We start from the raw sequence: 25899 nt of genomic DNA, 5'->3' as shown, positions 1-25899 counted from the left end.
GGGTGGGGTCCGGGGAGGGGGCAGACAGCCCCCTCCCCGGGGTTTCCCGACATCGGGGTCGGTGCCAGGCAGCCCCCTCCCCAGCGTTTCCCAAAGCCGGTGCTGGCAAAAGTCAGCCCCCGGCTCCGTCAGAAAAGCCCGCGCTTACTTCTGCGGTTCATACCACGACGCCAGACCCTCTTGCAGGCGGGCGGCGGCGGCTTCCGGCGTCTCGGTGCCCTTGATCACATTGGCCGAGGCGTTCCAGGTCTCGTTTTCCAGGTTCGGCGTGCCACGCGACAGGATCTGATATGTGGACCGGATCGAGGATTTGCAGGTCGCACGCCAGTTCAGGAATTCCTGCGCCAGCGGGTCTTCCAGCGTGACGGGGGTCGATGACAGCGGGAAAAAGCCCGGCAGCGCATTGGCGTAAAGCGTGGCGAATTCGGGCGAGCCGACCCAGTTCAGAAAGACCTTGCCCGCTTCGGCATTGGGCGAGGCCGCGTTCAGGCCAATGGCGATGTCGGTATGGTCGGAAATATAGCACTCATCCCCGGCGGCGGGAACCGGCGGATAGAACGCGCCCATCTCGAACGCGGCCTGCGCGCGGAAACCGCTGATTTCCCATGATCCGGCCGGATAGACGGCGGCACGGCCCAGCGTGAACAGGTTCTGGCTGTCAGGATAGGTCTGCGCCTCGAAACCGTCGCCCAGATAGTCCTTCCATTTCGCCAGTTGGGTGAACGGGGCCACCCATTGTGCGTCGGTCAGCTTCTGCTCACCCGCGATCAGCGCCAGACGGCCTTCCTCGCCCTTCCAGTAGTTCGGCCCGATGTTGTTGTAGCCCATCGTGGCCGCTTCCCACTGGTCGTTTGTGCCCATGGCCATGGGAATGTAGCTGCCCTCGGCCTTGATCTTGTCCAGCGCGGCAAAGAACTCGGCCTCGGTTTTCGGCACTTCGACGCCCGCCGCGGCAAACGCCTCTTTGTTGTAGATATAGCCGTGGATCACCGACGCCATCGGCACGCAGAAGGTTTTCGCCGCATCATCGGTGGACCAGCCCGATTTCGCCACGGCGCTGAAATTCGCCATGCCTTCCAGATCGGTCAGGTCGGCCAGTTGCCCCTTGTTGAACAGTTCCAGCGAGGCATCGAAGGGGCGGCAGGTGATCAGATCGCCCGCCGAACCGGCGTCGAGTTTCGAGTTCAGCACAGCGTTGTATTCCGCCGGGGCCGAGGGCGCGAACACCACCTTGATGCCGGGGTTGGCAGCTTCGAACGCCGGTATCAGCGTGTCCTGCCAGATCAGCAGGTCGTCGTTGCGCCAGGACTCGATCGTCAGCGTGGTGTCTTGCGCGGCAGCCGCACCGGCCAGCAGCGTGCTGGTCAGCAAGGCGATGCGAAGGGTTTTCGTGGTCATTGTCGTCTCCCGGTTGGCGGGCTTTTTGCCCGGTTATGAAAACTTTGTGGCCAGCGCCGGGGCAAGGTGCCCGTGGCTGGCATGCAGGGCCTTGGCCGCAGCCGAAGGCGTGGCCCCGGCGGCGATCAGCACGGCAGGCTTCACCGCGCCGCCGGTCTGCGCCAGTGCGTCGCGGGCGGCATCCATGCCAGCCCCCGACAGGTTGGCCACGATGCGCGCGGCGCGGTCGATCAGCTTGGCATTGTCGGCGATCACATTCACCATGTAACCATCATGCACATGGCCCAGGCGGATGCCCACCAGCACCGACAGCATGTTCAGCGCGATCTTCTGCGCGGTCGCGGCCCCCATGCGGGTGGAACCCGCGATCACCTCGGGCCCGGTATCCAGCAGCACGGGCAGATCGGCCAGAGCCAGCAGACGGGTGCCCGGCGCATTGGCGATGCCGATGATCGTGGCCCCACGGTCGCGCGCGGTTTCGGCCACCACCAGCGTATAGGGTGTGCCGCCCGAAGCCGAAATGCAGATCACCACATCGCCCGCCCCGATGCCAGCGCGGTCCAGATCGGCCAGCGCCAGTGCGGGGTCATCCTCCACCGCGCCGGTCATGTGCAGCAGGGCAGCCGCACCACCGGCGAACAGCATGGGCGTGCGGTCGGGCGGAATGCCGAAGGTGCCTGCCAGTTCCAGACAATCGGCCAGCGCCATCAGCCCCGAACTGCCCGCCCCGGCATAGGCCATCTTGTGCCCCTGCCCCAACGCCTGCGCCGCGGCCTCGGCGGCAGCCTCCAGCGCGGGCAGGGCGGGCGCAACCGATGCCGCCGCTGCAACCTGTGCCGTCAGAAGATGCCCCAGGACCACGGCGGCGGGTGCCGCATGCAGCCCCTGCGCTGCGGGATGTGAAGCCTCTGTCCGACGGTTAGCCATGCGATTCCCCCTGATGGATAAACAATGCCAAAATAATACCAATTGTAAAGCATCATCTTTGAGTCGGCATATTCTTTGGTTTTCTGGCAGTTTGCATGATGCCACTTTTCATTTGGTATTGTTTTGGTATCTTAGGTGGCGGAGGATTCGGGATGGCGCTTTTTCTGGGCATCGATGGGGGCGGCACGGGGTGCCGGGCGGTGGTGGCAGGGGCTACCGGCCCGGTGCTGGGGCGTGGCACCGGCGGGCCTGCCAATATCACCAGCGACCCCGTGGCTGCCCGCGCCAGCATCCTTGCCGCCGCCATGCAGGCTGTCGCGGCTGCGGGCGGAGCCGATCTTGGCCGGATCCATGCCGGGCTGGGGTTGGCGGGTGCCAATGCGGCGGGGCATGATGCGCTGGATCTGCCGTTTGCCCGGGCGCGCATCGTCACCGATGCGCAGACGGCGGTGATGGGGGCGCTTGGCGCGGGTGACGGCATTGTTGCGGCCATCGGCACGGGGTCGGTCTTTGCGGCGCAGCGGGGCGGGGTGTTCCGGCAGATCGGCGGCAAGGGGCTGGTGCTGGGGGATGAGGGCAGCGGGGCATGGCTGGGCCGCCGGTTGCTGGCTCAGGTCTTGCGCGCGGCGGACGGATTCCTGGCGGCAACGCCGCTGGTGCAGGCCGTGCTGGCCGAGATGGGCGGCGAGGCGGGGGTGATTTCCTTTGCCGCCCGCGCCACCCCTGCCGATTTCGCGGCGCTTGCGCCCCGCATCATTGAATCCGGTGATCCGCTGGCGCAGACACTTCTGGCCGATGGCGCGCGTGAAGTCGCCGCCGCGCTTGACCTCCTGGACCATGATCAGACCCGGCAGGTGGTGTTTCTGGGTGGGCTTGGTGGCATCTATGCCGGGCTGCTGGCCCCGGAATGGCAGGCGGTGGACCCGCAGGGCACGGCGCTGGATGGCGCGTTGATGCTGGCGCGGGGGCTGGGATGAACCAGATGTTTTCGCCCGACGGCTTCGATGTGGCGGGCTCTGGCCCGCTGTATCTGCAACTGCAACGCCGCATTGCCGATGCGGTGGCCGAGGGGCGGCTGGCCCCGGGCGACAGCCTGCCCGCCGAGCGTGACATGGCCGCGATGACCGGGCTTTCCCGGGTGACGGTGCGCAAGGCGGTGCAGGCGCTGGTGGCGCAGGGCGTGCTGGTGCAGAAGCGCGGATCGGGCACCTTTGTGGCGGCACGGGTGGAACGTCTGGAACAGGCTCTGTCGCTGCTGACCTCGTTTACCGAGGATATGGCCCGGCGTGGGCGCAGCGTGGAATCGGTCTGGCTTTCGCGCGCGCTTCACGCCCCGGCCCCCGAAGAGGTCATGGCGCTGGGATTGGGCGCGGGTGACAGGGTGGCGCGGCTGGAACGGGTGCGGCGCAGCGATGGCGTGCCGCTAGCCATCGAACGCGCCAGCCTGTCGGCGCAGGTGTTGCCCGATCCCATGGCGGTTGAAGCCTCGCTTTATGCGCTGCTGGAGGAGCGGGGCCTGCGCCCGGTGCGCGCGGTGCAGCGGATTTCTGCGGCCAATCTGGGGGCAAAGGATGCCGACCTGCTGGGTGTCGCCCCCGGCGTGGCGGGCCTGAGGATCGAGAGGGTCAGTTACCTGCCCTCGGGCCGGGTGGTGGAATTCACCCGGTCGCTTTATCGCGGCGATGCCTATGATTTCGCTGTGGAACTGAAACTGGCCCCCGGTGGCGAAGCCACGGATGGCCGGACAACGAAAGGATGACCCGATGACCGACAGTTTCATGGCGCAGGAAGTGGCCGAAATTCCCGCCGCCGCCGCGCGGTTTCTGGCCGGGTCGCAGGCGGCGGTGGCCGACGCGGCTGCGGCGCTGCGAACGGTGGACCCGGGGCTGGTCGTGACCGTGGCGCGCGGATCGTCGGACCATGCGGCGACCTATCTGAAATACGCGGTGGAACTGCTGGCGGGGGTGCCGGTGGCCTCGGTCGGGCCATCCATCGCTTCGATCTACCGGCGGCCCCTGCGGTTGGGTGGGGCGGCCTGCATCGGCATTTCGCAATCGGGCCGCAGCCCGGATATTGTGGAGATGATGCGCGCCGCCGGGGCCGGGGGCGCCCTGAGCATCGCGATCACCAATTTCGCCGATGCACCGATGGGCGAGGCCTCGGCCCATTGCCTGCCCCTGCTGGCAGGCACCGAGAAATCGGTGGCGGCGACGAAAACCTTTGTCACCTCGGTTCTGGCCGGGCTGGCGCTGCTGGCCGAATGGCAAGACGATGCACCGCTGCGCGCGGCGGTCGCGGGCCTGCCAGATGCCTTTGCCAAGGCGCTGGCGCTGGATTGGGAACCGCTGGCCGCCCGACTGTCGCGCGCGCAGTCACTGTATGTGCTGGGGCGTGGGCCGGGTTTTGCCATCGCAAGCGAATGCGCGCTGAAGTTCAAGGAAACCAGCGGCCTGCATGCCGAGGGCTATTCGGCGGCCGAGGTGCTGCACGGGCCTGCGGCGATCGTGCAGGCGCGCTTTCCGGTGTTTGCGCTGGGGGTGGATGATGCCGCCCTGCCGCAGCTTGTGGCCACCGCCGAGCGGCTGGCGGCGCAGGGGGCCGATGTGTTTCTGACCGGGGCGGCAGCCAAGGGCGCGGTCACATTGCCATCGGTCGGCGGGCTGCATCCGTTGGTGGCGCCGCTGGTGCTGATCGTGGGCTTCTACGCCTTTGTCGAGGGGCTGGCGCGGCGGCGGGGCTTTGACCCCGACACCCCGCCGCATCTGCGCAAGGTGACGGAAACCGTGTGATGCAGGTCTTTGTCGGGGCACGGGTGTTTGACGGGCAGAGCCTGCATGACGGGATGGCGCTGGTGGTGCAGGGGGCCACGGTGACGGCGCTGCTGCCCGAGGCGGATGCCCCAAGCGGGGGCCGGGTGGTGCTGGACGGTGGCATTCTGGCCCCGGGCCTTCTGGATTTGCAGGTGAATGGCGGGGGCGGGCGGATGGTGGACGGGTCCACCGATGCGGCGGCACTGGCGGCCATATGCGCCGCGCATCTGCGGCTTGGCACGACCGGCATCCTGCCCACGCTGATCACCGACACGCCCGGGGCGACAGCCCGGGTGATTGCCGCCGGGGTTGCGGCGGCGGGCCTGCCCGGTTTTCTGGGCCTGCATATCGAAGGCCCGCATCTGGACCCGCGCCGCAAGGGCGCGCATGACCCCGCGCTGATCCGCCCGATGACCGGCGACGATCTGGCGCGGCTGTGCGACGCGGCCCGCGCCTTGCCCGCGCTGATGGTGACACTGGCGCCCGAGGCTGTGACGGCAGACCAGATCGCCACCCTGCGCGCGGCGGGTGCGGTGGTCAGCCTTGGCCACAGCGATTGCACCGCCGGTCAGGCACGCGCGGCGATGGCGGCGGGGGCGGGCTGCGTCACGCATCTGTTCAACGCGATGAGCCAGATGGGCAACCGCGAGGCGGGGCTGGTGGGCGCGGCCCTGGATTGCGCGATCCCGGCGGGCCTGATCGCCGACGGCATCCATGTGGCGGTCGAGGTGATGCGCATCGCCTGCGCGGCGAAGCCGGAGGGGTTGTTTCTGGTGTCAGACTGCATGGCTGTGGCGGGCAGCGGCCTGACGGAATTCACGCTGGGCGGGCGGCGGATATTGCGGCAGGACGGGCGGCTGACGCTGGAGGATGGCACGCTGGCCGGGGCCGACCTGACGCTGCCGCAGGCGGTGGGGGTGATGGTGGGCCGTGTGGGTCTGCCCCCCGAACGCGCGCTGGCCATGGCCACATCGGTGCCGGCGGCGGTGATCGGGCAAGGCGGCACCCGGGGCCACCTTCTGCCGGGGCGAGCGGCGGATATGGTGCATCTGGGGGCGGACTGGGCGGTGCGCGGCGTCTGGCAGGCGGGGCAGCGCGTAGGGTGACGCCACCCGGCCCGCATTTGTGACAGCGGGGTTGCAGACTCGGGCGGTTCTGCGTATATCCCCTTCAACAGCGCGTTTCGGGGTCCACACCCGAAGCCTCCGATCCGCACGCACGGGCCGCTTGGCCCGTTTTTTGTTTTCTGGAACATCACATGTCCGACCTTATCGCCAAAACCGCCATCGACCGCCGCCTGGCCGAGATTGTCACCCCCGCCATCGAAGGGCTGGGGTTCGAACTGGTGCGCATCCGCCTGATGGGCGGCAAGCTGCGCACCTTGCAGATCATGGCCGACCGCCCCGAAGGCGGCATCATCGTGGAAGATTGCGCGAAAATCTCCACCGCCGTATCCGCCGTGCTGGATGTGGAAGACCCGATCGAGGAAAACTACACGCTTGAAGTGTCGTCGCCCGGCATCGACCGCCCGCTGACCCGGCTGAAGGATTTCGATGTCTGGGCCGATTACGAGGCCCGGCTGGAAACGACCGAGCTGATCGACGGCCGCCGCCGCTTCAAGGGCTTTCTGCGCGGCACCGAAGGCAACGAAGTGCTGATCGAGATCGAGGATGGCGCCGACACGCTGACCATCGGGCTGGAATTCGACTGGCTGTCGGACGCCAAGCTGATTCTGACCGATGATCTGATCGCCGAAATGCTGCGCCAGCGCAAAGCCTCGGGCACGTTCGACGAGGCCGATTTCGACGAGATCGAGACATCCGAAGCCGGCGACAGCGACGACGCTGAAACCGCTGCACCCAAACACTGACCCAGCCCCGAAACGCTGATCCCTTACGAGGACGATGACCATGGCGATTACCTCTGCCAACCAGCTTGAACTGCTGCAAACCGCCGAAGCGGTGGCGCGTGAAAAGATGATCGACCCCGATCTGGTGATTCAGGCGATGGAAGAATCCCTCGCCCGCGCCGCCAAGTCGCGCTACGGGTCCGAGCTGGACATCCGCGTGAAGATCGACCGCAAGACAGGCCGCGCGACTTTCGCCCGCATCCGCACCGTGGTCGAGGACGAGGCGGTTGAGAATCACCATGCGCAACTGACCGTGGCGCAGGCGAAAAGCCATCTGAAAGACCCGAAGATCGGTGACGAGGTGATTGACGAGGTTCCGCCTGTCGATCTGGGCCGCATCGCCGCGCAATCGGCCAAGCAGGTCATCCTGCAAAAGGTGCGCGAAGCCGAGCGTGACCGCCAGTATGAGGAATTCAAGGACCGCAAGGGCACGATCATCAACGGTCAGGTCAAGCGCGAGGAATACGGCAACATCATCGTCGATATCGGCCGTGGCGAGGCGATCCTGCGCCGCAACGAAAAGATCGGCCGCGAATCCTACCGCCCGAACGACCGCATCCGCGCCTATATCAAGGATGTGCGCCGCGAGGCCCGTGGCCCGCAGGTGTTCTTGTCGCGCACCGATCCGCAGTTCATGGCCGAGCTGTTCAAGATGGAAGTGCCGGAAATCTATGATGGCATCATCGAGATCAAGGCCGTGGCCCGCGACCCCGGTTCGCGTGCGAAAATCGCCGTGATTTCCTATGACAACTCCATCGACCCGGTGGGTGCCTGCGTCGGTATGCGCGGCAGCCGCGTTCAGGCGGTGGTGAACGAGCTTCAGGGCGAAAAGATCGACATCATTCCGTGGAACCAGGATCAGGCGACCTTCCTTGTGAACGCGCTGCAACCGGCCGAAGTCAGCAAGGTTGTCATCGACGATGACGCGGGCAAGATCGAGGTTGTGGTGCCGGACGAACAGCTGAGCCTGGCCATCGGGCGGCGCGGGCAGAACGTGCGTCTGGCAAGCCAGCTGACGGGTCTGGATATCGACATCATGACCGAGGCCGACGAATCGGCCCGGCGGCAGGCGGAATTTACCGAACGGACCAATCTGTTCATGGAGACCCTTGATATTGACGAGATGATGGCCCAATTGCTTGTTTCCGAAGGGTTCACCAACCTTGAGGAAGTGGCCTATGTCGATACGGACGAACTTCTGTCCATCGACGGGTTTGATGAGGGCACCGCTGCCGAGTTGCAGATGCGCGCCCGCGACCATCTGGAAGCCGCCAACCGCAAGGCCATGGAAGCCGCGCTGGCGCTGGGTGTGGAAGAAAGCCTTGTGAACTTCGAAGGGCTTACCCCGCAGATGCTGGAGGCCTTGGGCAAGGACGGCATCAAGACGCTGGAAGATTTCGCCACCTGCGCCGACTGGGAACTGGCCGGCGGCTGGACGACCGAAAACGGCCAGCGCAAGAAGGATGAAGGCGTGCTGGAAAAATTTGACGTGAGCCTGGAAGAGGCGCAGCATCTGGTGATGACGGCCCGCGTGATGCTGGGCTGGGTGGACCCGACCGAACTCGCTGGCCCCGCCGACGACGAGGAGGCCGAGGCCTGATCGGGCCTCGGAACGCCCCGAATGACGCGCGGAGGCCGCATTGACGACCGCGACGACCCCGAACGCCGGTGCATCGTCACCGGCGAGCGCCAGCCCAAGCCGGGCCTGATCCGTTTCGCGCTGGGGCCTGACGCGCAGGTGGTGCCGGACGTGCTGGCACGCCTGCCGGGGCGCGGGTTCTACGTGACGGCCAGCCGCGCCGCGCTGGAAAAAGCGGCCGGCAAGGGCCTGTTCGCCCGTGCCGCACGCCAGCCGGTGACAGTGCCGCCTGGTCTGGCCGATCTGGTCGAGGCGCAGGTGCTGCGGCGGGTGATCGACCTGATCTCGCTGGCGCGCAAGGCGGGCGACGCGGTGATGGGCTATGAGAAGGTGAAGGACTGGCTGGTGAAGGGGCAGGCGCGCGTGCTGATCCAGGCCAGCGACGGATCGGAGCGTGGCAAGTCAAAGCTGCATCCGCCGGACGGAAAAGATGCGTTCATCGGCTGTCTGACGGCTCAGGAATTGGGTTTGTCCTTCGGGCGTGAACATGCGATACACGGCGCGCTTGCGGCTGGCGGACTCACGACGCGTGTTGTAGAGGAAGCGGCACGGCTCGCCGGACTACGAGAGAATATCGGCGGCAAGGCTGCTGATGGCGGGCAGATCGACGGCGAGACCGTCGGAAGGGATACGAAAGACGCATGAGCGATACAGACGGTAAGAAACCTCTTGGCCTTGGTGGCGGGTCGTCTCGGCCCGGCCAGGTAAAACAAAGTTTCAGCCATGGCCGAACGAAATCTGTGCTGGTGGAAACCAAGCGCAAACGTGTGGTCGTGCCCACAAAACCGGGGGCACCCGGCGCTGCCGGCGCATCCGGCTCGACATCGCATCTGGGCGACCCTTCCAAGCGTCCCGCAGGCATTTCCGATGCGGAGATGGAGCGTCGCCTGACCGCGCTGCGCAATGCCAAGGCCCGTGAAGCCGAAGATGCCGCCAAGCGCGCCGAAGATGACCGCATCCGCGAGGAAGACCGGCAACGTCGCCGCGATGACATCGAGGCGAAAGAGCGTGAGGAGCGTGAGCGTGTCGAAGCCGCCCGGCTGAAAGCCGAGGAAGAGGCGCGCGCCAAGGCCGAGGCCGAAGCCGCCGCCAAGCGCGCGGAAGAGGCCAAGCGAGCCCCGGCCCCTGCCCCGGCGCGGACCGATGCCCGTTCGGCGGCACCCGCCGCCCCGGCAGAAGACACCACGGCCCGCAACCAGACCAACGCCCCCGCCGGTGCCAAGCCCGGCCTTGCCCCGCGCAAGACCGAGCGTGACCGCGAACCGCGCGGCGATGACCGCGACCGCAACGCCAAGGCCAAGGCCGATGACGCGCGCCGTTCCGGCAAGCTGACCCTGAACGACGCCCTGTCGGGCGAGGGCGGGCGCACCCGCAGCCTGGCCGCGATGAAGCGGAAACAGGAAAAGGCCCGTCAAAAGGCCATGGGCTTCAACAAGCCCGAAAAGCAGGTGCGCGACGTGCAGCTGCCGGAAACGATCGTCGTTCAGGAACTGGCGAACCGCATGGCGGAACGCGCGGCCGATGTGGTGAAATCGCTCATGAAAATGGGCATGATGGTCACGATGAACCAGTCGATTGATGCCGATACCGCGGAACTGGTGATCGAGGAATTCGGCCACCGTACCGTGCGCGTGTCCTACAGCGATGTGGAACAGGTGATCGACACTGTGCAGGACAGCAGCGACAACCTGCTGCCCCGCCCGCCGATTGTGACGATCATGGGCCATGTCGACCACGGCAAGACCTCGCTTCTGGATGCGATCCGCAAGACGTCGGTTGTCTCTGGCGAAGCGGGCGGCATCACCCAGCACATCGGCGCCTATCAGGTGACGACCGACAGCGGCGCGGTGCTGACGTTCCTCGACACGCCCGGCCACGCGGCGTTCACCTCGATGCGCCAGCGCGGCGCGAACGTGACCGACATCGTCATTCTGGTGGTGGCGGCGGATGACGCCGTGATGCCGCAGACGATCGAGGCGATCAACCACGCGAAGGCGGCCAACGTGCCGATGATCGTGGCGATCAACAAGATCGACAAATATGAGGCCAATGCGCAAAAGGTGCGCACTGACCTGCTGCAACACAACGTTGTGGTCGAGGCCATGTCGGGCGACGTGCTGGATGTGGAAGTATCGGCGAAAACCGGCAAGGGTCTGGATACGCTGCTGGAAAGCATCGCGCTTCAGGCCGAGATCCTTGACCTGCGCGCCAACCCGAAACGGGCGGCACAGGGCGCGGTGATCGAGGCCAAGCTGGACGTGGGCCGTGGCCCGGTGGCGACGGTTCTGGTGCAGCACGGCACCCTGCGCAAAGGCGACATCTTTGTCGTCGGCGAGCAGTGGGGCAAGGTGCGCGCCCTGATCAACGACAAGGGCGAGCGGATCGACGAAGCCGGGCCATCGGTACCGGTCGAGGTGCTGGGTCTGAACGGCACACCGGGCGCTGGCGACGTGCTGAACGTGGTGGAAACCGAGGCGCAGGCGCGCGAGATTGCGACCTACCGCGAGAAAGCCGCCAAGGACAAACGCGCCGCCGCCGGTGCCGCGACCACGCTGGAGCAGCTGATGGCGAAGGCCAAAGCCGACAAGGACGTGGCCGAGCTGCCGATTCTTGTGAAGGCCGACGTGCAGGGTTCTGCCGAAGCCATTGTTCAGGCGATGGAAAAGATCGGCAATGACGAGGTGCGCGTGCGGGTTCTGCATTACGGCGTCGGTGCGATCACCGATTCCGATGTGGGTCTGGCCGAGGCGTCGAACGCGCCGATCATCGGCTTCAACGTGCGGGCCAATGCCTCGGCCCGCCAGTCGGCCAACCAGAAAAGCGTGGAAATCCGTTACTATTCGGTGATTTACGATCTGGTGGATGACATCAAGGCGGCGGCCTCGGGCCTCTTGAAAGCGGAAGTGCGCGAAACCTTCATCGGTTACGCCACGATCAAGGAAGTCTTCAAGGTGTCGGGCATCGGCAATGTTGCGGGTTGCCTTGTGACCGAGGGCATTGCACGCCGTTCGGCGGGCGTGCGCCTGCTGCGCGACAACGTCGTGATCCACGAGGGCACGCTGAAAACGCTGAAACGCTTCAAGGACGAAGTGAAAGACGTGATCTCCGGCCAGGAATGCGGCATGGCGTTTGAACGCTATGACGATCTGCGCGCCGGTGACGTGATCGAGATCTTTGAACGCGAAGAGGTTCAGCGCAAGCTGGCCTGATACGCGCGCGCCCTGTCAGGAACATCCCTGACCGGGCGCGGCACAAACGGAAAAGGCCGGGCAAATTGCCCGGCCTTTTCCGTTATCCTCCCAGATATCACGATACGCGGGCGGCACCGACGGGATAACCGACGAAATTCTTTTCATCGACCCGCACGACAATTTTTCCGTCCGCAAGTTGGGCAATGACAATACCCTGAACCGACACGCAGCTACCCAGTGTGATCGTTCGCAACATGGCTTCCCCCAAAGCAAATTCGTTACAATTTCAGGATAGTTACAAAATTTCCAAAAACCACCACAATTTTGCCGGATATGCGCAATTGCTGTGCGAAATGCGAAAAATCGCAAGGTTGTGACGTTACAGCCAGTCACGCAGAATGGGGATGAGCGGCAAATCAGCAGGCGGCATCGGATAGTCGCGCAAATTCTGGGCACGCACCCAGGCCAGCGCTTGCCCCTCTTGCCCCGCAGCGATTCCCTGCCAGCGGCGGCAGGCGTAAAGCGGCATCAGCAGGTGGAAATCCGGGTAACTGTGGCTGGCGAAAGTGAGCGGGGCCAGACAACTGGCATGGGTGTCAATTCCCAGCTCTTCCTTCAACTCGCGAATCAGCGCGGCCTCGGGAGTCTCGCCGGGCTCCACCTTGCCACCCGGGAACTCCCACAGCCCGGCCAGCGACTTGCCGGGCGGGCGCTGTGCCAGCAGCACGCGGCCGTCAGCGTCGATCAGGGCAACGGCCGCGACGAGGAGGGTTTTCATGCCAGGCTCCGGCACTCTCTGCCAAGGCCGGGGGTTTTGCACCCCCGGACCCCCGCAGGATATTTAAGTCTGGAAAGACAGCGCAGGGTCAGGACCGATAATCGGCGTTGATGTCGATGTAGCGGTGCGTCAGGTCGCAGGTCCACACCGTTTTTGCACCGGTGCCCAAACCCAGATCGACACCGATCACCAGTTCCGGCTGTTTCATATAGGCCGCGCCATCGTCTTCGGCATAGTCGGGATTCCGCCAGCCTTTTTCGGCCACCAGAATATCGCCGAAACGGATCGACAGCAGATCGCGGTCGGCCTGCGCGCCGGACTTGCCCACCGCCGCCACGATACGCCCCCAGTTCGGATCTTCGCCCGCGATGGCGGTTTTCACCAGCGGCGAATTGGCGATGGACATGGCGACGCGGTGTGCATCCTCGGGGCTGACGGCCCCCGTTACCCGCACCTCGACGAATTTGGTGGCCCCTTCACCATCGCGCACCACCTGCTGCGCCAGATCCAGCATCACGCCGCGCAGGGCCGACTCAAACGTCTTGGCCACTTTGGAACGGCCGTTGATCTCGGCCGCCGCGGTTTTGCCGGTGGCACAAAGCAGCAGCGCGTCGGAGGTAGATGTGTCACTGTCCACCGTGATGGCGTTGAACGTGTCATCTACTTGGCGCGACAGCATTTTTTGCAACAGCACGGGGCTGATTTTCGCATCGGTGAAGATATAGACCAGCATCGTCGCCATATCCGGCGCGATCATGCCCGACCCCTTGGCGATGCCCGCGATATGGATCGGGCCGCCATCGCCCGCGATGGTGGCCGAGGCCCCCTTCGGGAATGTGTCGGTGGTCATCATTGCCTGCGCCGCCATGGCGATGGCGTCTTCGTGCAGGGATTCGGCCAGTTCGCCGATCTTGGCGGTGATGCGGTCATGCGGCAGCGGCTCGCCGATCACCCCGGTGGAGGAGGAGAAGACGCGGCTTGCCGGCAAGTTCAGAACCGACGCAACCTCGCCCGTCACCGCCGCGACCGAGGCGATGCCCGCAGCACCCGTAAAGGCATTGGAATTGCCCGAATTCACGATGATCGCGGCACCGGCGCCTTCCGGCACTTTCAGCGCCAGTTTCGCCTGACAATCCAGCACGCAGGCCGCGCGGGTGGAGGACCGGGTGAATACCCCGGCCATCGCCGTGCCTGCCGCCAGACGGATCAGCATCACATCCTTGCGGTGCTGATAGCGCACACCGGCCTCTACGGCGGAAAATTCAACCCCGGCAATGACTGGCAGGTCAGGAAATCCGCCAGCCGGGGCAAGGGGCGACACAGGCTTGGCCGCCTTGGTCACGGCGGCAACGACGGCTTCTGCGCCATCCTCCAGCCGGTCTTTGAGCTTTGACAGCTTTTTCTTCAGCGTCTTCGCTTCGGCTTTCCAGTCGGTCTTGGCCATGTCGCCCTCCGGACGCGATTATTTGTCCAGCAGTGTTTGATCACGAAGCAGCGCCGGGTCAATCCCGATCCCGGGGCGCGTGATGGTGGCGGCGTCGGTGAGGCCCTTTACATGCGCCTCGACGGTGGCCTGTTCGATCTCGGCGGCCAATTCCTCGCGCAATGCATCCAGCGGCGGGGCTTCGGCGATGCGGGTTTCGTTCAGCTTGACCAGATGCCAGCCGAATTGCGTCTGTAGCGGCCCCACCACCTCTCCGGGCTGCATCGCCACGACGGCATCCTCGAAGGGTTTCACCATCATGCCAAGGCCGAACCAGCCCAGCGAGCCGCCGCCCGCCGCAGCGCCATCGGTGGAATTGGCGATGGCGAGTTCGGCGAAATCGGCGCCGCCGTCAATTTCGGCCTTCAGTTCGATCGCGCGGGCCTCTTCGGCCACGAGGATATGCGAGGCATTGTATTCGGTCTGCGGTGCCGCATCCTTGAAACGGGCATCATAGGCCGCTTGCAGCGCCTCGTCGGTGATCGCAGCCGACACAACGTCTTGCAGCGCCACGCCCGACAGATAACCGCGCCGGTCATTTTCCAGCGCCAGCGTGTCGCGCTTGGTGATCGCATCCGCGACCGATTGTTCCAGCGCGGTCTGCTGGATCAACTGTTCCAGAATGCCGTTGAAAAGCGCGTCGTCGGGCAGTTGCTGATACTGTTCCGGAAGGCTGGCGCGCAGCACGATCATGTGGCCCAGGGTGATGTCGGTGCCGTTGACGGATGCCACCACGGTATCGGCGGTCGCGTCCTGTGCGGCCAGCGGTGCGGCCAGCCCCAATGCGCAGACGGCACCCAGCGCCACACCCTGCATCAGCCTTGCGAATATCGCCATCTCACCTTCTCCTGAACGGGCCGCGCTGTTGCGCGACGTTGACTTGCCCCGGCCAGCCCCTTACATCGCATTGGTCGCGTGAGGCAGGGTGTCCGGGTTTGCCCGGCCCTTCTAGGCAAGCCGGTGCAGGCGGGCAAGGCCACAGCCTCACACGATCATGTCAAGAAAGACTTGGCCTGTCAGGAACGCGCCACGGAGAAAACATGCTGGGTCTCGGAACGCTTGCACGGAAAGTCTTCGGCACGCCGAACGACCGCAAGGTAAAATCGGTTCGCCCGCTGATCGCACAGATCAACGCGCTGGAGCCGGAGTTTGAAAAGCTGACCGACGAGGGGATCAAGGCCAAGACGGCGGCACTTCAGGCCCGCGCCCAAGGGGGCGAAAGCCTGGATGCGCTGCTGCCCGAGGCTTTTGCCAATTGTCGCGAGGCGGCCCGGCGCGCGCTGGGGCTGCGGGCCTTTGATGTGCAGCTGAAGGGCGGGATTTTCCTGCATCAGGGCAATATCGCCGAGATGAAGACCGGCGAAGGCAAGACGCTGACGGCCACCCTGCCCGCCTATCTGAACGCGCTGGCGGGCAAGGGCGTGCATATCGTCACCGTCAACGACTATCTGGCCAAGCGTGACGCGGAATGGATGGGCAAGGTTTACGCCGCCCTGGGCCTGACGGTGGGTGTGGTCTATCCCTATCAGCCGGATGCCGAGAAAAAGGCTGCCTATCGCGCCGACATCACCCATGCCACCAACAACGAGCTGGGGTTCGACTATCTGCGCGACAACATGAAGGGCAGCATCGAGGAGATGAGCCAGCGCGGCCACTTCTTTGCCATCGTCGATGAGGTGGACAGCATCCTGATCGACGAGGCGCGCACGCCCCTGATCATTTCCGGCCCGTCGCAGGACCGCAGCGATCTGTATATCAAGGTAGATGCGCTGATCCCCGAACTGACGGCGGATCACTTCAAGCTGGACGAGAAAACCCGCAACGTCACCTTTACCGAGGATGGCAACGAATTCATCGAACAACGGCTGCTGGCGGCGGGGCTGCTGCCGGATGGCCAGTCGCTCTATGACCCCGAAAGCACCACCCTTGTGCATCACGTCACGCAAGGGTTGCGGGCGCACAAGCTGTTCCAGAAAGATCAGCAATACATCGTGCGCGACGGCGAGGTGATGCTGATCGACGAATTCACCGGACGAATGATGCGCGGGCGGCGGCTGTCGGACGGGCTGCATCAGGCGATCGAGGCCAAGGAAGGCGTGGCGATCCAGCCGGAAAACGTCACGCTGGCATCCGTGACCTTCCAGAACTACTTCCGCCTTTACGACAAACTGGCAGGCATGACCGGCACGGCCACGACCGAGGCCGAGGAATTCATGGAGATCTACGGCCTTGGTGTGGTGGAAGTGCCCACCAACCGCCCGATTCAGCGCAAAGATGAACATGACGCCGTTTACCGCACCGCGCGCGAAAAGCATGAGGGTGTGGTCGCCAGCATCAAAGAGGCACATGCCAAGGGTCAGCCGATCCTTGTCGGCACCACCAGCATCGAAAAATCCGAATTCCTGTCGCAACTGCTGACCTCCGAAGGCATCACGCACAACGTGCTGAATGCCCGCCAGCATGAGCAGGAGGCGCAGATTGTCGCCGATGCGGGCAAGTTCGGCGCCGTGACCATCGCCACGAACATGGCGGGCCGGGGCACCGACATCCAGCTGGGCGGCAATGTGGAAATGAAGGTGATGCAGGCCATCGCCGCCGATCCGCACCTGAACCCGGATGAGCTGCGCAACCGGATCGAGGCGGAACACGCCGAGGAAAAGGCCAAGGTCATCGCGGCGGGCGGCCTGTTCGTGCTGGCGACCGAGCGGCACGAATCGCGCCGCATCGACAACCAGCTGCGTGGCCGGTCGGGCCGTCAGGGCGACCCGGGGCGTTCCAGCTTCTTCCTGTCGCTGGAAGACGACCTGATGCGCATCTTCGGGTCGGAACGGCTGGACAAGGTGCTGTCCACCCTCGGCATGAAGGAAGGCGAGGCCATCGTTCACCCCTGGGTCAACAAGTCGCTGGAAAAGGCGCAGGCCAAGGTCGAGGGCCGCAACTTTGACATCCGCAAGCAATTGCTGAAGTTCGACGATGTGATGAATGACCAGCGCAAGGCGATCTTCAGTCAGCGCCGCGAGATCATGCAGGCCGAAGACCTGTCGGAGATCGCCGAGGACATGCGCTATCAGGTGATCGACGATCTGGTCGACACCTACATGCCGCCGAAATCCTACCCCGACCAGTGGAAGATGCAGGGGCTTTATGCCGCCGTCATCGAAAAGCTGGGCCTGAACCTGCCGGTCATCGACTGGGCCAAGGAAGAAGGCGTGGATCAGGAGGCGGTGCGCCAGCGGCTGTGCGAGGCATCCGACACGATGATGGCGGAAAAGCTGGCGGCCTTTGGCCCCGAGACGATGCGCAACATCGAAAAGCAGCTTTTGCTGCAGACCATCGACGCGAAATGGCGCGAGCACCTGCTGACGCTGGAGCATCTGCGGTCCGTCGTGGGTTTCCGCGGCTATGCGCAGCGTGACCCGCTGTCGGAATACAAGACCGAGGGCTTCACGCTGTTTGAAAGCATGCTGAACTCCCTGCGGCAGGATGTGACGCAGAAACTGTCGCAAGTGCGCCCGCTGTCCGAGGCGGAACAGGCGGCGATGATGCAGCAATTCCTGGCGCAGCAACGCGGTGCCCAACCGGCGGCAGCGCCCGTGGCAGAACCGGCCCTGGTGCCGCCCGCGCCCCCGGCACCTGCACGGCTGGCCGGTTTTGACGAGACCGATCCCGCGACATGGGGCAACCCGAACCGGAATGATCCCTGCCCCTGCGGCTCGGGTGAAAAGTTCAAGCATTGCCACGGGCAACTGGCCTGATTGCGGCGAAACGGGGGCGGTCTGGCCGCCCCCTGCCCGAAAAACCTGACATTGGCCGGCGCGGGGCAGGAAACATTCCCCGGTTTTGCCATGTGTTGGCCCGTTTTGCCCCCTAGCCTTTCCCAAAGACAGAACGGACGGAGGGCACAAATGGATTTGAAACGCAAAGCGGCCATGGTGGTGCTGACGCTGGCCGTCGCCTTTGCCTGTGGCCAGTTCGTGCAATATGGCACCGGCTTTGGCCCGCGTCTGGCAAGCCTGCCGCCCGAGGCCGATCCGACCCCCCGCGCGATCGTGCCGCTGGCCGCCGATTCGGTCGAGGTGATCGCCACCCCGGTCGAGGCGCCTTCCGCCCCGCGCCTGCCCGATCAGGCCATGTTGCCCGCGCCTGCCGATCTGCCCATCGCCATTCCGCTGCCCGCAGAGCCCGCAGCCTTGCCACCGTTGACGGCCGAAGCGCCCGCGATCACATCGCTGGATTGCCCGGTGCAACTCGACGTGACGGCACAGCCCGATGCGATGCTGGGCGTCACCATGCTTGCACCCTGCCACGCCAATCAGCGTGTCGTATTGCGCCATGCCGGTCTGGCCTTCACAGGCAAGACTTCGGCAACCGGCGGGCTGTTCCTGACCATTCCGGGGTTGCAGGCGGATGCCGAGGTTTCGGTGCTGTTCGCCGATGGCGACACCGCCGAAGGCCGCACCCGCCTGCCCGACATGGCCGATACCCGTCGGTTTGCCGTGCAATGGATGGCCGATGACATGTTCCAGCTTCATGCCTTTGAAAACGGGGCCGATTATGGCACGCCCGGCCATATCTCGGCCGCAGACCCGCAGCGCCCGGCGGCGGGTGTGCCCACCCGCGGCGGTTTTCTGTCACCGCTGGGCGATGCGTCTGTCGATCTGCCGATGCTGGCCGAGGTCTATACCTTTCCGAAATCCGCCGATGTGCCCGTAAGCGTGGCGATCGAGGCCGCCGTGACAGAAGCCACCTGCAACCGCGATCTGCTGGGCGAAACGCTGGTCAGCGTGGCGGGCAAGGTGACTGTAACCGATCTGACAGTGGCGATGCCCGGCTGCGACGCCCTGGGCGATTATCTTGTGTTGAATAATCTGCTGCCCGAGATGAATATCGCCACAGCGAACTGAACGGTCAGGCGGCGGGTATATGAGGTCAACTTGGTGGCACGCGGCGGTCCTCGCCGCGTTTTTGCTTCCCGCCGCTGCGGTGGCGCAGGATGTAACGCTGACCGCCCGCGATGGCGCGATCACGCTGAACGGCACGCTGCAGGGCTTTGACGGTGAATTTTACCGTGTGATGACCAGCTATGGCCTGCTGACGGTGGATGGCGAGGGCGTAATCTGCGCAGGCCCCGGCTGCCCCGACCTGACCGCACCCAAGGCGCTGATCCGCATCACCGGCGCGCCGGATGCCGGGATGAACCTGCTGCCCGGCGTGCTGCGCGCCTTTGCCCGCACGCGGGGTCTGGTGATAAGGTTGGAACCCGGCGATGGCGAATTTGCCGCGCAGATCACAGATCCGGTCAGCGGTCAGGTGCTGTCGGACATTACCTTTACCCCCGCGCCACCCGATCAGGCCCGCGCGGCGCTGGCTGTGGCCGAAGCCGACCTGATCGTAGCCTCGCTGCCCGAACAGGGGCTGAACGCCAAGGTCATGGCGCTGGATGCGCTGATCCCCATTGTGGCGCCCGACAACAACGTGCCGCGCATTTCCACCCCCGACCTTGCACGCGCGCTGTCGGGCGAAATCGGCAACTGGCAGCAGCTGGGTGGCCCCGACATGCCGCTGGTGCTGCACGCCCTGTCACCTGACACCACCTTGCAAGAGGCGCTGGAGGCCCGTCTGGGCCGCCCTGTGGCCGCAGGCGTCACCCACCCCGATCTGGCCAGCCTTGCCGCCGCTGTGGCCCGCGATCCGTGGTCGCTGGCCGTTACCGGGCAATCGGCCACCGGCGAGGCGCGCGAGCTGACACTGACCGACAGTTGCGGCTTTCCCTTGCTGCCCACCTCGCTGGCGGTGAAGGCCGAGGATTACCCCTTGTCGGTGCCTGTATATCTGGTGACACCGCGCCGCCGCCTGCCGCTGGTCACGCGCGAATTGCTGGAGTTTCTGGCAACCCCCGAGGCGCAGGTGGCCGTGGCGCAGGCGGGCTATGTCGACCGCGCCGCCACACGCGCGGCACTCAGCGAAGATGGCCAGCGGCTGATCAACGCGATCCGCGGCGCGGGGCCGGAAATCGCGCTGGAGGAATTGCAGCGGCTGGCCGTGGCGATGGCCGGGGCGGAACGGCTGTCGCTGACCTTCCGGTTCGAGGATGGGTCAAGCACGATGAACACATCCAGCCGCGAGAATCTGGCCGATCTGGCCCGGCTGCTGGAAATCGGCCAGTTCCGGGGCGAGCAACTGGTGCTGGTGGGCTTTTCCGATGGGTCAGGCGATGCAGCCGCCAACATGGATCTGTCACGTGACCGCGCCGAGGGTGTGGCAGCGGCATTGGCCGAAGCCGCGCAAGCCCTGCCGCCCGATCAGACCCTGCCGGTGATCGAGGCCTTTGGCGAGGCAATGCCGATGGCCTGCGATACCACGGTTGCGGGCCGGCAGGTGAACCGGCGGGTGGAATTGTGGCTGCGGCCTTTCACCGGGCCTGTGCCATCTGCGCAGGATGAACTGGTGCCTTGAGGTGAAAGCCGCACGCGTATCAGCCCTAAAGATACCCCGCCGCGCGAAAGCTCAGCTCCCGTTCCCGCCCGACAATCAGGTGATCGTGCAATGTGATGCCCAGCACCCCCGCCGCATCCTGGATCTGCGCCGTCATGGATATATCGGCCTCTGATGGTGTCGGGTCGCCCGAAGGGTGGTTGTGCACAAGGATCAGCGCGCTGGCATTCAGCTCCAGCGCCCGCTTCATCACCTCGCGCGGGTAAACCGGCACATGATCGACCGTGCCGCGCGCTTGTTCCTCATCCGCGATCAGCACGTTCTTGCGGTCAAGAAACAGGATGCGGAACTGTTCGGTTTCACGGTGCGCCATTGCGGTATGGCAGTAATCCAACAGCGCATCCCAGCTGGACAATACCGGCCGGTGCATCACCCGGGCGCGCATCATCCGCTGCGCCGCAGCCTCGAGTATCTTCAGATCCTGCACCACCGCCTCACCCACGCCCGCAACCTGTGCCAGCCGAGCGGGGGCCGCTGTAACCACACGGTTGAAATCGCCGAACGTGTCCAGCAACAGCCGGGCCAACGGTTTCACATCCTGCCGGGGGATGGTGCGGAACAGCACGAGTTCCAGCAATTCATAGTCGGGCATCGCCGTTGCGCCACCTTCGCTGAACCGCGCACGCAGGCGCTTGCGGTGGTCGGCGATGTAGGACGGCAGGCGGGCGGGCAATGCGGCACCCTGCGCCTCGTCCGCGTCGGCGGCAAACAGCGGCAATGGCGCTTCCTGCAGGGTGCGGTTCCGGCTCATGCCGTCAGGATGCCGACCCATGGTGAAGGAAAGGTTAACGCTATCATGCTGCGTTGCGGAAAAAACTGTCGCCGCCAGCGCCACACGAACGATAAGTTGACGCGCGCGCCCTTGTCCTGTCGCACGCTCACACATATGTGACCGCAACGAAAGCGGCCTTGAAATGCGGCCCTTCCATCCAAAAAACCTGAAAAGAGGGGCACCCATGGCAGCGACATGGCATTATTTCAAATGGTCTTTCATCGTCACCGTCGTGGGCCTTGGTCTGACGTTGTGGCTGGGCTGGGCCTACACCGGCACACTGGCCGGCACGATGGGATTTTTCCTGATCGGGGCGATTCTGGCGGTTCTGGAAATATCGCTGTCGTTTGATAACGCCATCGTCAACGCCAACAAGTTGAAGGATATGACGCCGGTCTGGCAGCGGCGTTTCCTGACCTGGGGCATCCTGATTGCCGTGTTCGGCATGCGGATCGTGTTCCCGCTGCTGATCGTGGTTGTGGCCGCCTCCATCGGCCCGTGGGAGGCGATCCGCCTGGCCGCCACGCAGCCCGACGAATATGCGCGCATCATCGGCGACGCGCATCTGTCGATCGCGGCGTTCGGCGGGGCCTTCCTGATGATGGTGGCGCTGAATTTCTTCATGGCCGAAGGCAAGGATGTGCACTGGATCGCCGCGCTTGAGCGGCAGGTGGCCAAGTTCGCCTCGATCCGTGGCATTGAGGTGGCCATCGTGCTGGCCGTCGTGCTGATCTTCGCGTCGATCCTGCCCGATCAGTATCTGGCCACCTTCCTTTATTCTTCAATCGCCGGTCTGGTGACGTTTCTGGCGGTGGAAGTTGTCGGTCACGTGCTGGACGCCAGCCAGCAGGCCACCGATGTGGCGGTCAAGGGCGGTCTGGGCGCGTTTCTGTATCTCGAAGTGCTGGACGCAAGCTTCAGTTTCGACGGTGTGATCGGGGCCTTTGCGCTGACGCAGAACCTGTTCCTGATCGCCATCGGTCTGGGCATCGGGGCCATGTATGTGCGTTCGATGACCATCATGCTGGTGGAAAAGCAGACGCTGGCGCAGTTCCGCTATCTGGAGCATGGGGCTTTCTGGTCGATCCTGATCCTGTCGGTGATCATGTTCTGCCAGACCATCACCCATATTCCGGAAATCATCACCGGCCTGCTGGGGGCAGCATTTATCGGCGTGTCGCTGTGGTCGTCTATCAGGTTCAACCGCGCGGCGGCGGCGGTGCTGTAAGGCGCCGCCCTGCGGGCCTGAAATGAAAAAGGGCGGCCTGTCCGGGCCGCCCTTTTTTGTGTCGGAGTGGCGGGCCTCAGCCCTTCATGCCATCCCAGAACCCCTTGACCTTGGAAAAGAACGACGAGCCTTCGGGGTTGTTGTCCTCACTCAGCTTCTCGAACTCGCGCAGCAGGTCGCGCTGGCGGCTGGTCAGGTTCACCGGGGTTTCCACCGCCAGTTCGATCAGCATGTCACCGGCACCGCCGCCGCGCAGGGCTGGCATGCCCTTGGCGCGCAGGCGCATCTGCTTGCCGGTCTGGCTGCCCGCTGGCACCTTGACCCGGCTGGACCCACCGTCGATGGTCGGCACCTCCACCTCGCCGCCCAGCGCCGCCGTGGCGATGCTGACGGGCACGCGGCAGAACAGGTGAACGCCGTCGCGCTGGAAGATAGCGTGATCCTTCACCTCGATGAAGATGTAAAGATCGCCCGACGGCCCGCCACGCAGGCCCGCCTCACCCTCTCCGGCCAGCCGGATGCGCGTGCCGGTTTCCACACCTGCCGGGATGTTCACCGACAGCGCGCGCTCCTTCTCGATGCGCCCCTGCCCGCCACAGGCCCGGCAGGGGTTTTTCACGATCTGGCCCGCGCCGTTGCAGGTGGGGCAGGTGCGTTCGACGGTGAAGAACCCTTGCTGCGCCCGAACCTTGCCCATGCCCGAACAGGTTGGGCAGGTCACAGGCTCTGCCCCGCCCTCGGCCCCGGTTCCCCGGCAGATCTCGCAGGCGACAGAGGCAGGCACGTTGATGGTCTTCTGCACTCCCTTGAACGCCTCTTCCAGCGTCACGCGCAGGTTATAGCGCAGGTCAGACCCGCGCTGCGCCCGCGAACGGCCAGTGCCGCCGCGCCCGCCCATGAAATCGCCGAACAGATCCTCGAACACGTCGGAAAATGCACTGGCAAAATCGCCCTGCCCGCCATAGCCGGGCCGCTGGCCCGCCGCACCCATGCCACCCTCGAACGCCGCATGGCCGTAACGGTCATAGGCGGCCTTCTTGTCGGCATCCTTCAGCACGTCATAGGCTTCGTTCACGTCCTTGAACTGCGCCTCGGCATTCGGATCATTGGTGTTGCGGTCGGGGTGAAGCTCTTTGGCCTTGGTGCGGTAGGCCTTCTTCAGATCTTCCGCCGACGCGCCACGGGCCACTCCAAGCACATCATAGTAATCGCGTTTTGCCATTCAGACCCCCTCGGGGAACGCCGGAAGGCGGCCTGTTCCCAGACCGCCCCCCTTGCCATTCCATGCGGTGTTACTTCCGCTTGTTGTCGCCGAGATCTTCAAAATCGGCATCCACGATATCGTCATCCACATTGCGCGGGCCATCTTCGTCACGGCCCTCGGATTCGGCCTGGCTGGCCTTGTAGATCGCCTCGCCCAGCCGCATTGCGGCTTCGGTCAGGTTCTGGATACCGCCCTTGATCTTGCCGGCATCGCCCTTTTCAAGGGTTTCCTCCAGCGCGCCCATGGCCAGTTCGATGGCCTCGACCGTGGACGGGTCCACCTTGTCGCCATGTTCCGCAATGGATTTCTTGGTGGAATGCAGCAGGCTTTCGGCCTGGTTCCTGGTTTCCACCAATTCGCGGCGGGCCTTGTCGCCTTCGGCATTCGCCTCGGCGTCCTTCACCATTTTCTCGATGTCTTCATCGGAAAGGCCGCCCGAGGCCTGAATGGTGATGTTCTGCGCGCGGCCCGTGCCCTTGTCCTTGGCACCCACGGAAACGATGCCGTTGGCGTCGATGTCAAAGGTCACTTCGATCTGCGGCATGCCGCGCGGGGCGGGCGGGATGTCCTCCAGATTGAACTGGCCCAGCATCTTGTTGTCGGCAGCCATTTCGCGTTCGCCCTGGAACACGCGGATGGTCACGGCATTCTGGTTGTCTTCGGCGGTCGAGAACACCTGCGACTTCTTGGTCGGGATCGTGGTGTTGCGGTCGATCAGACGGGTGAACACGCCGCCCAGCGTCTCGATGCCAAGGCTCAGCGGGGTCACGTCCAGCAGAACCACGTCTTTCACGTCGCCCTGCAGCACACCGGCCTGAATGGCCGCACCCAGTGCCACGACCTCATCGGGGTTCACGCCCTTGTGGGGTTCCTTGCCGAAGAACTTGGTCACTTCCTCGATGACTTTGGGCATGCGGGTCATGCCGCCGACCAGAACCACCTCGTCAATGTCGCCGATCGACAGGCCCGCATCCTTCAGCGCGGCCTGGCAAGGCTTGATCGACGCCTTGATCAGGTCGCCCACCAGTTGCTCCAGCTTGGCACGGGTCAGTTTCATCACTAGGTGCAGCGGCTGGCCGGTGTTGCGGTCCATGCTGATGAAGGGCTGGTTGATTTCGGTCTGGCTGGCCGACGAAAGCTCGATCTTGGCCTTTTCCGCCGCTTCTTTCAGGCGTTGCAGCGCCATCTTGTCGAGGCTCAGGTCAACGCCATGCTCTTTCTTGAACTCGTCCGACAGGTAGTTGACGATGCGCATGTCAAAGTCTTCACCACCCAGGAACGTGTCGCCGTTGGTGGATTTCACTTCGAACAGGCCGTCGTCAATCTCCAGAATGGTGATGTCGAACGTGCCGCCGCCAAGGTCATAAACCGCGATGGTTTTCGAATCTTTCTTGTCGAGGCCGTAAGCCAGCGCCGCAGCCGTCGGTTCGTTGATGATGCGCAGCACCTCAAGCCCGGCGATCTTGCCCGCATCCTTGGTGGCCTGACGCTGGGCGTCGTTGAAATAGGCGGGCACCGTGATGACGGCCTGGGTGACGGTTTCGCCCAGATAAGCCTCGGCGGTTTCCTTCATTTTCTGAAGGATCATAGCAGAAACCTGCGCGGGCGAGTATTTCTCGCCGCGCACTTCAACCCAGGCGTCGCCGTTGCCGCCGTTGACCAGCGTGTAGGGCAGGTTCTTCTTGTCTTTGGCGATATGCGCGTCGTCGATGCGGCGGCCGATCAGCCGCTTGACCGCAAAGACGGTATTCGTGGGGTTGGTGACGGCCTGCCGTTTGGCGGCCTGCCCGACCAGACGTTCGTTTTCCGTGAAACCCACGATGGAGGGCGTCGTGCGCGCGCCTTCGGAGTTTTCAATGACGCGGGGTTGCGAACCATCCATGATGGCTACGCAGGAGTTGGTAGTCCCGAGGTCGATCCCGATGACTTTGGCCATGCTATGCACCTCTAGTTGCGGCGATGTTGTGGGGGTCAGGCCCGCAAGTCGGCCCCTGATCCCCGATCC

21 protein-coding genes are annotated in these 25899 nt (G+C 64.6%); 12 read left to right on the top strand and 9 right to left on the bottom strand.

All coding sequences use genetic code 11. The features are described from left to right. Positions 1–144 precede the first annotated feature (144 nt). Together GEU84_RS13595 and GEU84_RS13590 are read right to left on the bottom strand one after the other, a co-directional pair. On the bottom strand, positions 145–1398 hold the full coding sequence (locus tag GEU84_RS13595; RefSeq protein ID WP_152826929.1) for an ABC transporter substrate-binding protein: 1254 nt from the start codon (positions 1396–1398) through the stop codon (positions 145–147). Positions 1399–1431: 33 nt separating this feature from the next. Beyond that, a complete protein-coding gene (locus tag GEU84_RS13590) occupies positions 1432–2325 on the bottom strand; it encodes an N-acetylmuramic acid 6-phosphate etherase (RefSeq protein ID WP_152826927.1) in 894 nt (297 codons plus the stop codon). Positions 2326–2477: 152 nt separating this feature from the next. On the opposite strand from GEU84_RS13590, the gene GEU84_RS13585 reads away from it, so the two are divergent. From GEU84_RS13585 to infB, 8 genes are all read left to right on the top strand, one after another. After that, positions 2478–3302 (top strand): glucosamine kinase nucleotide-binding domain-containing protein, encoded by an 825-nt coding sequence (locus GEU84_RS13585; protein ID WP_152826925.1) that lies wholly within the window; start codon positions 2478–2480, stop codon positions 3300–3302. Beyond that, a complete protein-coding gene (locus tag GEU84_RS13580) occupies positions 3299–4084 on the top strand; it encodes a GntR family transcriptional regulator (RefSeq protein WP_152826922.1) in 786 nt (261 codons plus the stop codon). The genes GEU84_RS13585 and GEU84_RS13580 overlap by 4 nt, the downstream gene beginning before the upstream one ends. A 4-nt stretch (positions 4085–4088) precedes the next feature. Continuing rightward, on the top strand, positions 4089–5114 hold the full coding sequence (locus GEU84_RS13575) for an SIS domain-containing protein (RefSeq protein ID WP_152826920.1): 1026 nt from the start codon (positions 4089–4091) through the stop codon (positions 5112–5114). After that, the gene (locus GEU84_RS13570) at positions 5111–6241 is read left to right on the top strand and encodes an N-acetylglucosamine-6-phosphate deacetylase (RefSeq protein ID WP_420899284.1); all 1131 of its coding nucleotides are present in this window, start codon (positions 5111–5113) and stop codon (positions 6239–6241) included. Before GEU84_RS13575 ends, GEU84_RS13570 begins: the two co-directional genes overlap by 4 nt. Before the next feature lie 152 nt (positions 6242–6393). Beyond that, a complete protein-coding gene (gene rimP / locus GEU84_RS13565) occupies positions 6394–7005 on the top strand; it encodes a ribosome maturation factor RimP (protein WP_152826918.1) in 612 nt (203 codons plus the stop codon). A gap of 40 nt (positions 7006–7045) precedes the next feature. Further along, on the top strand, positions 7046–8644 hold the full coding sequence (gene nusA / locus GEU84_RS13560; protein WP_152826916.1) for a transcription termination factor NusA: 1599 nt from the start codon (positions 7046–7048) through the stop codon (positions 8642–8644). 21 nt (positions 8645–8665) lie between these two features. Beyond that, positions 8666–9328 (top strand): RNA-binding protein, encoded by a 663-nt coding sequence (locus GEU84_RS13555; RefSeq protein ID WP_152826914.1) that lies wholly within the window; start codon positions 8666–8668, stop codon positions 9326–9328. Next, entirely contained in the window at positions 9325–11892 is a 2568-nt protein-coding gene (infB, locus tag GEU84_RS13550; RefSeq protein ID WP_152826912.1) for a translation initiation factor IF-2, read from the top strand. Before GEU84_RS13555 ends, infB begins: the two co-directional genes overlap by 4 nt. 97 nt (positions 11893–11989) lie before the next feature. Here the strand turns inward: infB and GEU84_RS13545 are convergent, their stop codons facing one another. The 4 genes from GEU84_RS13545 to GEU84_RS13530 all read right to left on the bottom strand — a co-directional run bounded on the left by GEU84_RS13545 (position 11990) and on the right by GEU84_RS13530 (position 14972). Beyond that, positions 11990–12130: a hypothetical protein gene (locus GEU84_RS13545; protein ID WP_174539862.1), complete on the bottom strand. Its 141-nt coding sequence runs from the start codon at positions 12128–12130 to the stop codon at positions 11990–11992. A gap of 123 nt (positions 12131–12253) precedes the next feature. Then, positions 12254–12652 (bottom strand): 8-oxo-dGTP diphosphatase MutT, encoded by a 399-nt coding sequence (mutT, locus tag GEU84_RS13540; RefSeq protein WP_152826910.1) that lies wholly within the window; start codon positions 12650–12652, stop codon positions 12254–12256. A gap of 88 nt (positions 12653–12740) precedes the next feature. After that, on the bottom strand, positions 12741–14096 hold the full coding sequence (gene argJ / locus GEU84_RS13535) for a bifunctional glutamate N-acetyltransferase/amino-acid acetyltransferase ArgJ (protein ID WP_152826908.1): 1356 nt from the start codon (positions 14094–14096) through the stop codon (positions 12741–12743). Positions 14097–14114: 18 nt separating this feature from the next. Then, positions 14115–14972, bottom strand: a complete 858-nt coding sequence (locus GEU84_RS13530; protein WP_152826906.1) for a peptidylprolyl isomerase — start codon at positions 14970–14972, stop codon at positions 14115–14117. Between the two features lie 203 nt (positions 14973–15175). Between GEU84_RS13530 and secA the strand changes: the two genes are divergently transcribed. The 3 genes from secA (at position 15176) to GEU84_RS13515 (ending at position 20591) form a co-directional block, all read left to right on the top strand. After that, entirely contained in the window at positions 15176–17890 is a 2715-nt protein-coding gene (secA, locus tag GEU84_RS13525; protein ID WP_152826904.1) for a preprotein translocase subunit SecA, read from the top strand. A 150-nt stretch (positions 17891–18040) separates the two neighbouring features. Beyond that, complete coding sequence (locus GEU84_RS13520; protein WP_152826902.1) at positions 18041–19039, top strand: hypothetical protein; 999 nt, start codon at positions 18041–18043, stop codon at positions 19037–19039. 19 nt (positions 19040–19058) lie between these two features. Further along, positions 19059–20591, top strand: coding sequence for a phosphate ABC transporter substrate-binding/OmpA family protein (locus GEU84_RS13515; protein WP_152826900.1), 1533 nt, complete (start codon positions 19059–19061; stop codon positions 20589–20591). Between the two features lie 25 nt (positions 20592–20616). Here GEU84_RS13515 and radC read toward each other — a convergent pair whose 3' ends face one another. Further along, positions 20617–21381, bottom strand: coding sequence for a RadC family protein (gene radC / locus GEU84_RS13510; protein WP_152826898.1), 765 nt, complete (start codon positions 21379–21381; stop codon positions 20617–20619). A 205-nt stretch (positions 21382–21586) separates the two neighbouring features. Between radC and GEU84_RS13505 the strand changes: the two genes are divergently transcribed. Beyond that, positions 21587–22630 (top strand): DUF475 domain-containing protein, encoded by a 1044-nt coding sequence (locus GEU84_RS13505; RefSeq protein WP_152826896.1) that lies wholly within the window; start codon positions 21587–21589, stop codon positions 22628–22630. A gap of 76 nt (positions 22631–22706) precedes the next feature. On the opposite strand, the gene dnaJ is transcribed toward GEU84_RS13505, so the two are convergent. Beyond that, positions 22707–23852 (bottom strand): molecular chaperone DnaJ, encoded by a 1146-nt coding sequence (dnaJ, locus tag GEU84_RS13500; protein WP_152826893.1) that lies wholly within the window; start codon positions 23850–23852, stop codon positions 22707–22709. A gap of 70 nt (positions 23853–23922) precedes the next feature. Beyond that, positions 23923–25830 carry a molecular chaperone DnaK gene (dnaK, locus tag GEU84_RS13495; RefSeq protein ID WP_152826891.1) on the bottom strand — a complete coding sequence of 636 codons (1908 nt, stop codon included), beginning with the start codon at positions 25828–25830 and terminating at the stop codon, positions 23923–23925. Between the last annotated feature and the right edge of the window lie 69 nt (positions 25831–25899).

Source organism: Fertoeibacter niger (assembly GCF_009380135.2).
GTDB classification, from domain to species: Bacteria; Pseudomonadota; Alphaproteobacteria; order Rhodobacterales; family Rhodobacteraceae; genus Fertoeibacter; species Fertoeibacter niger.
Note: the sequence above shows the minus strand (reverse complement) of the source record. Positions and strands in the feature narration are given on the sequence as shown.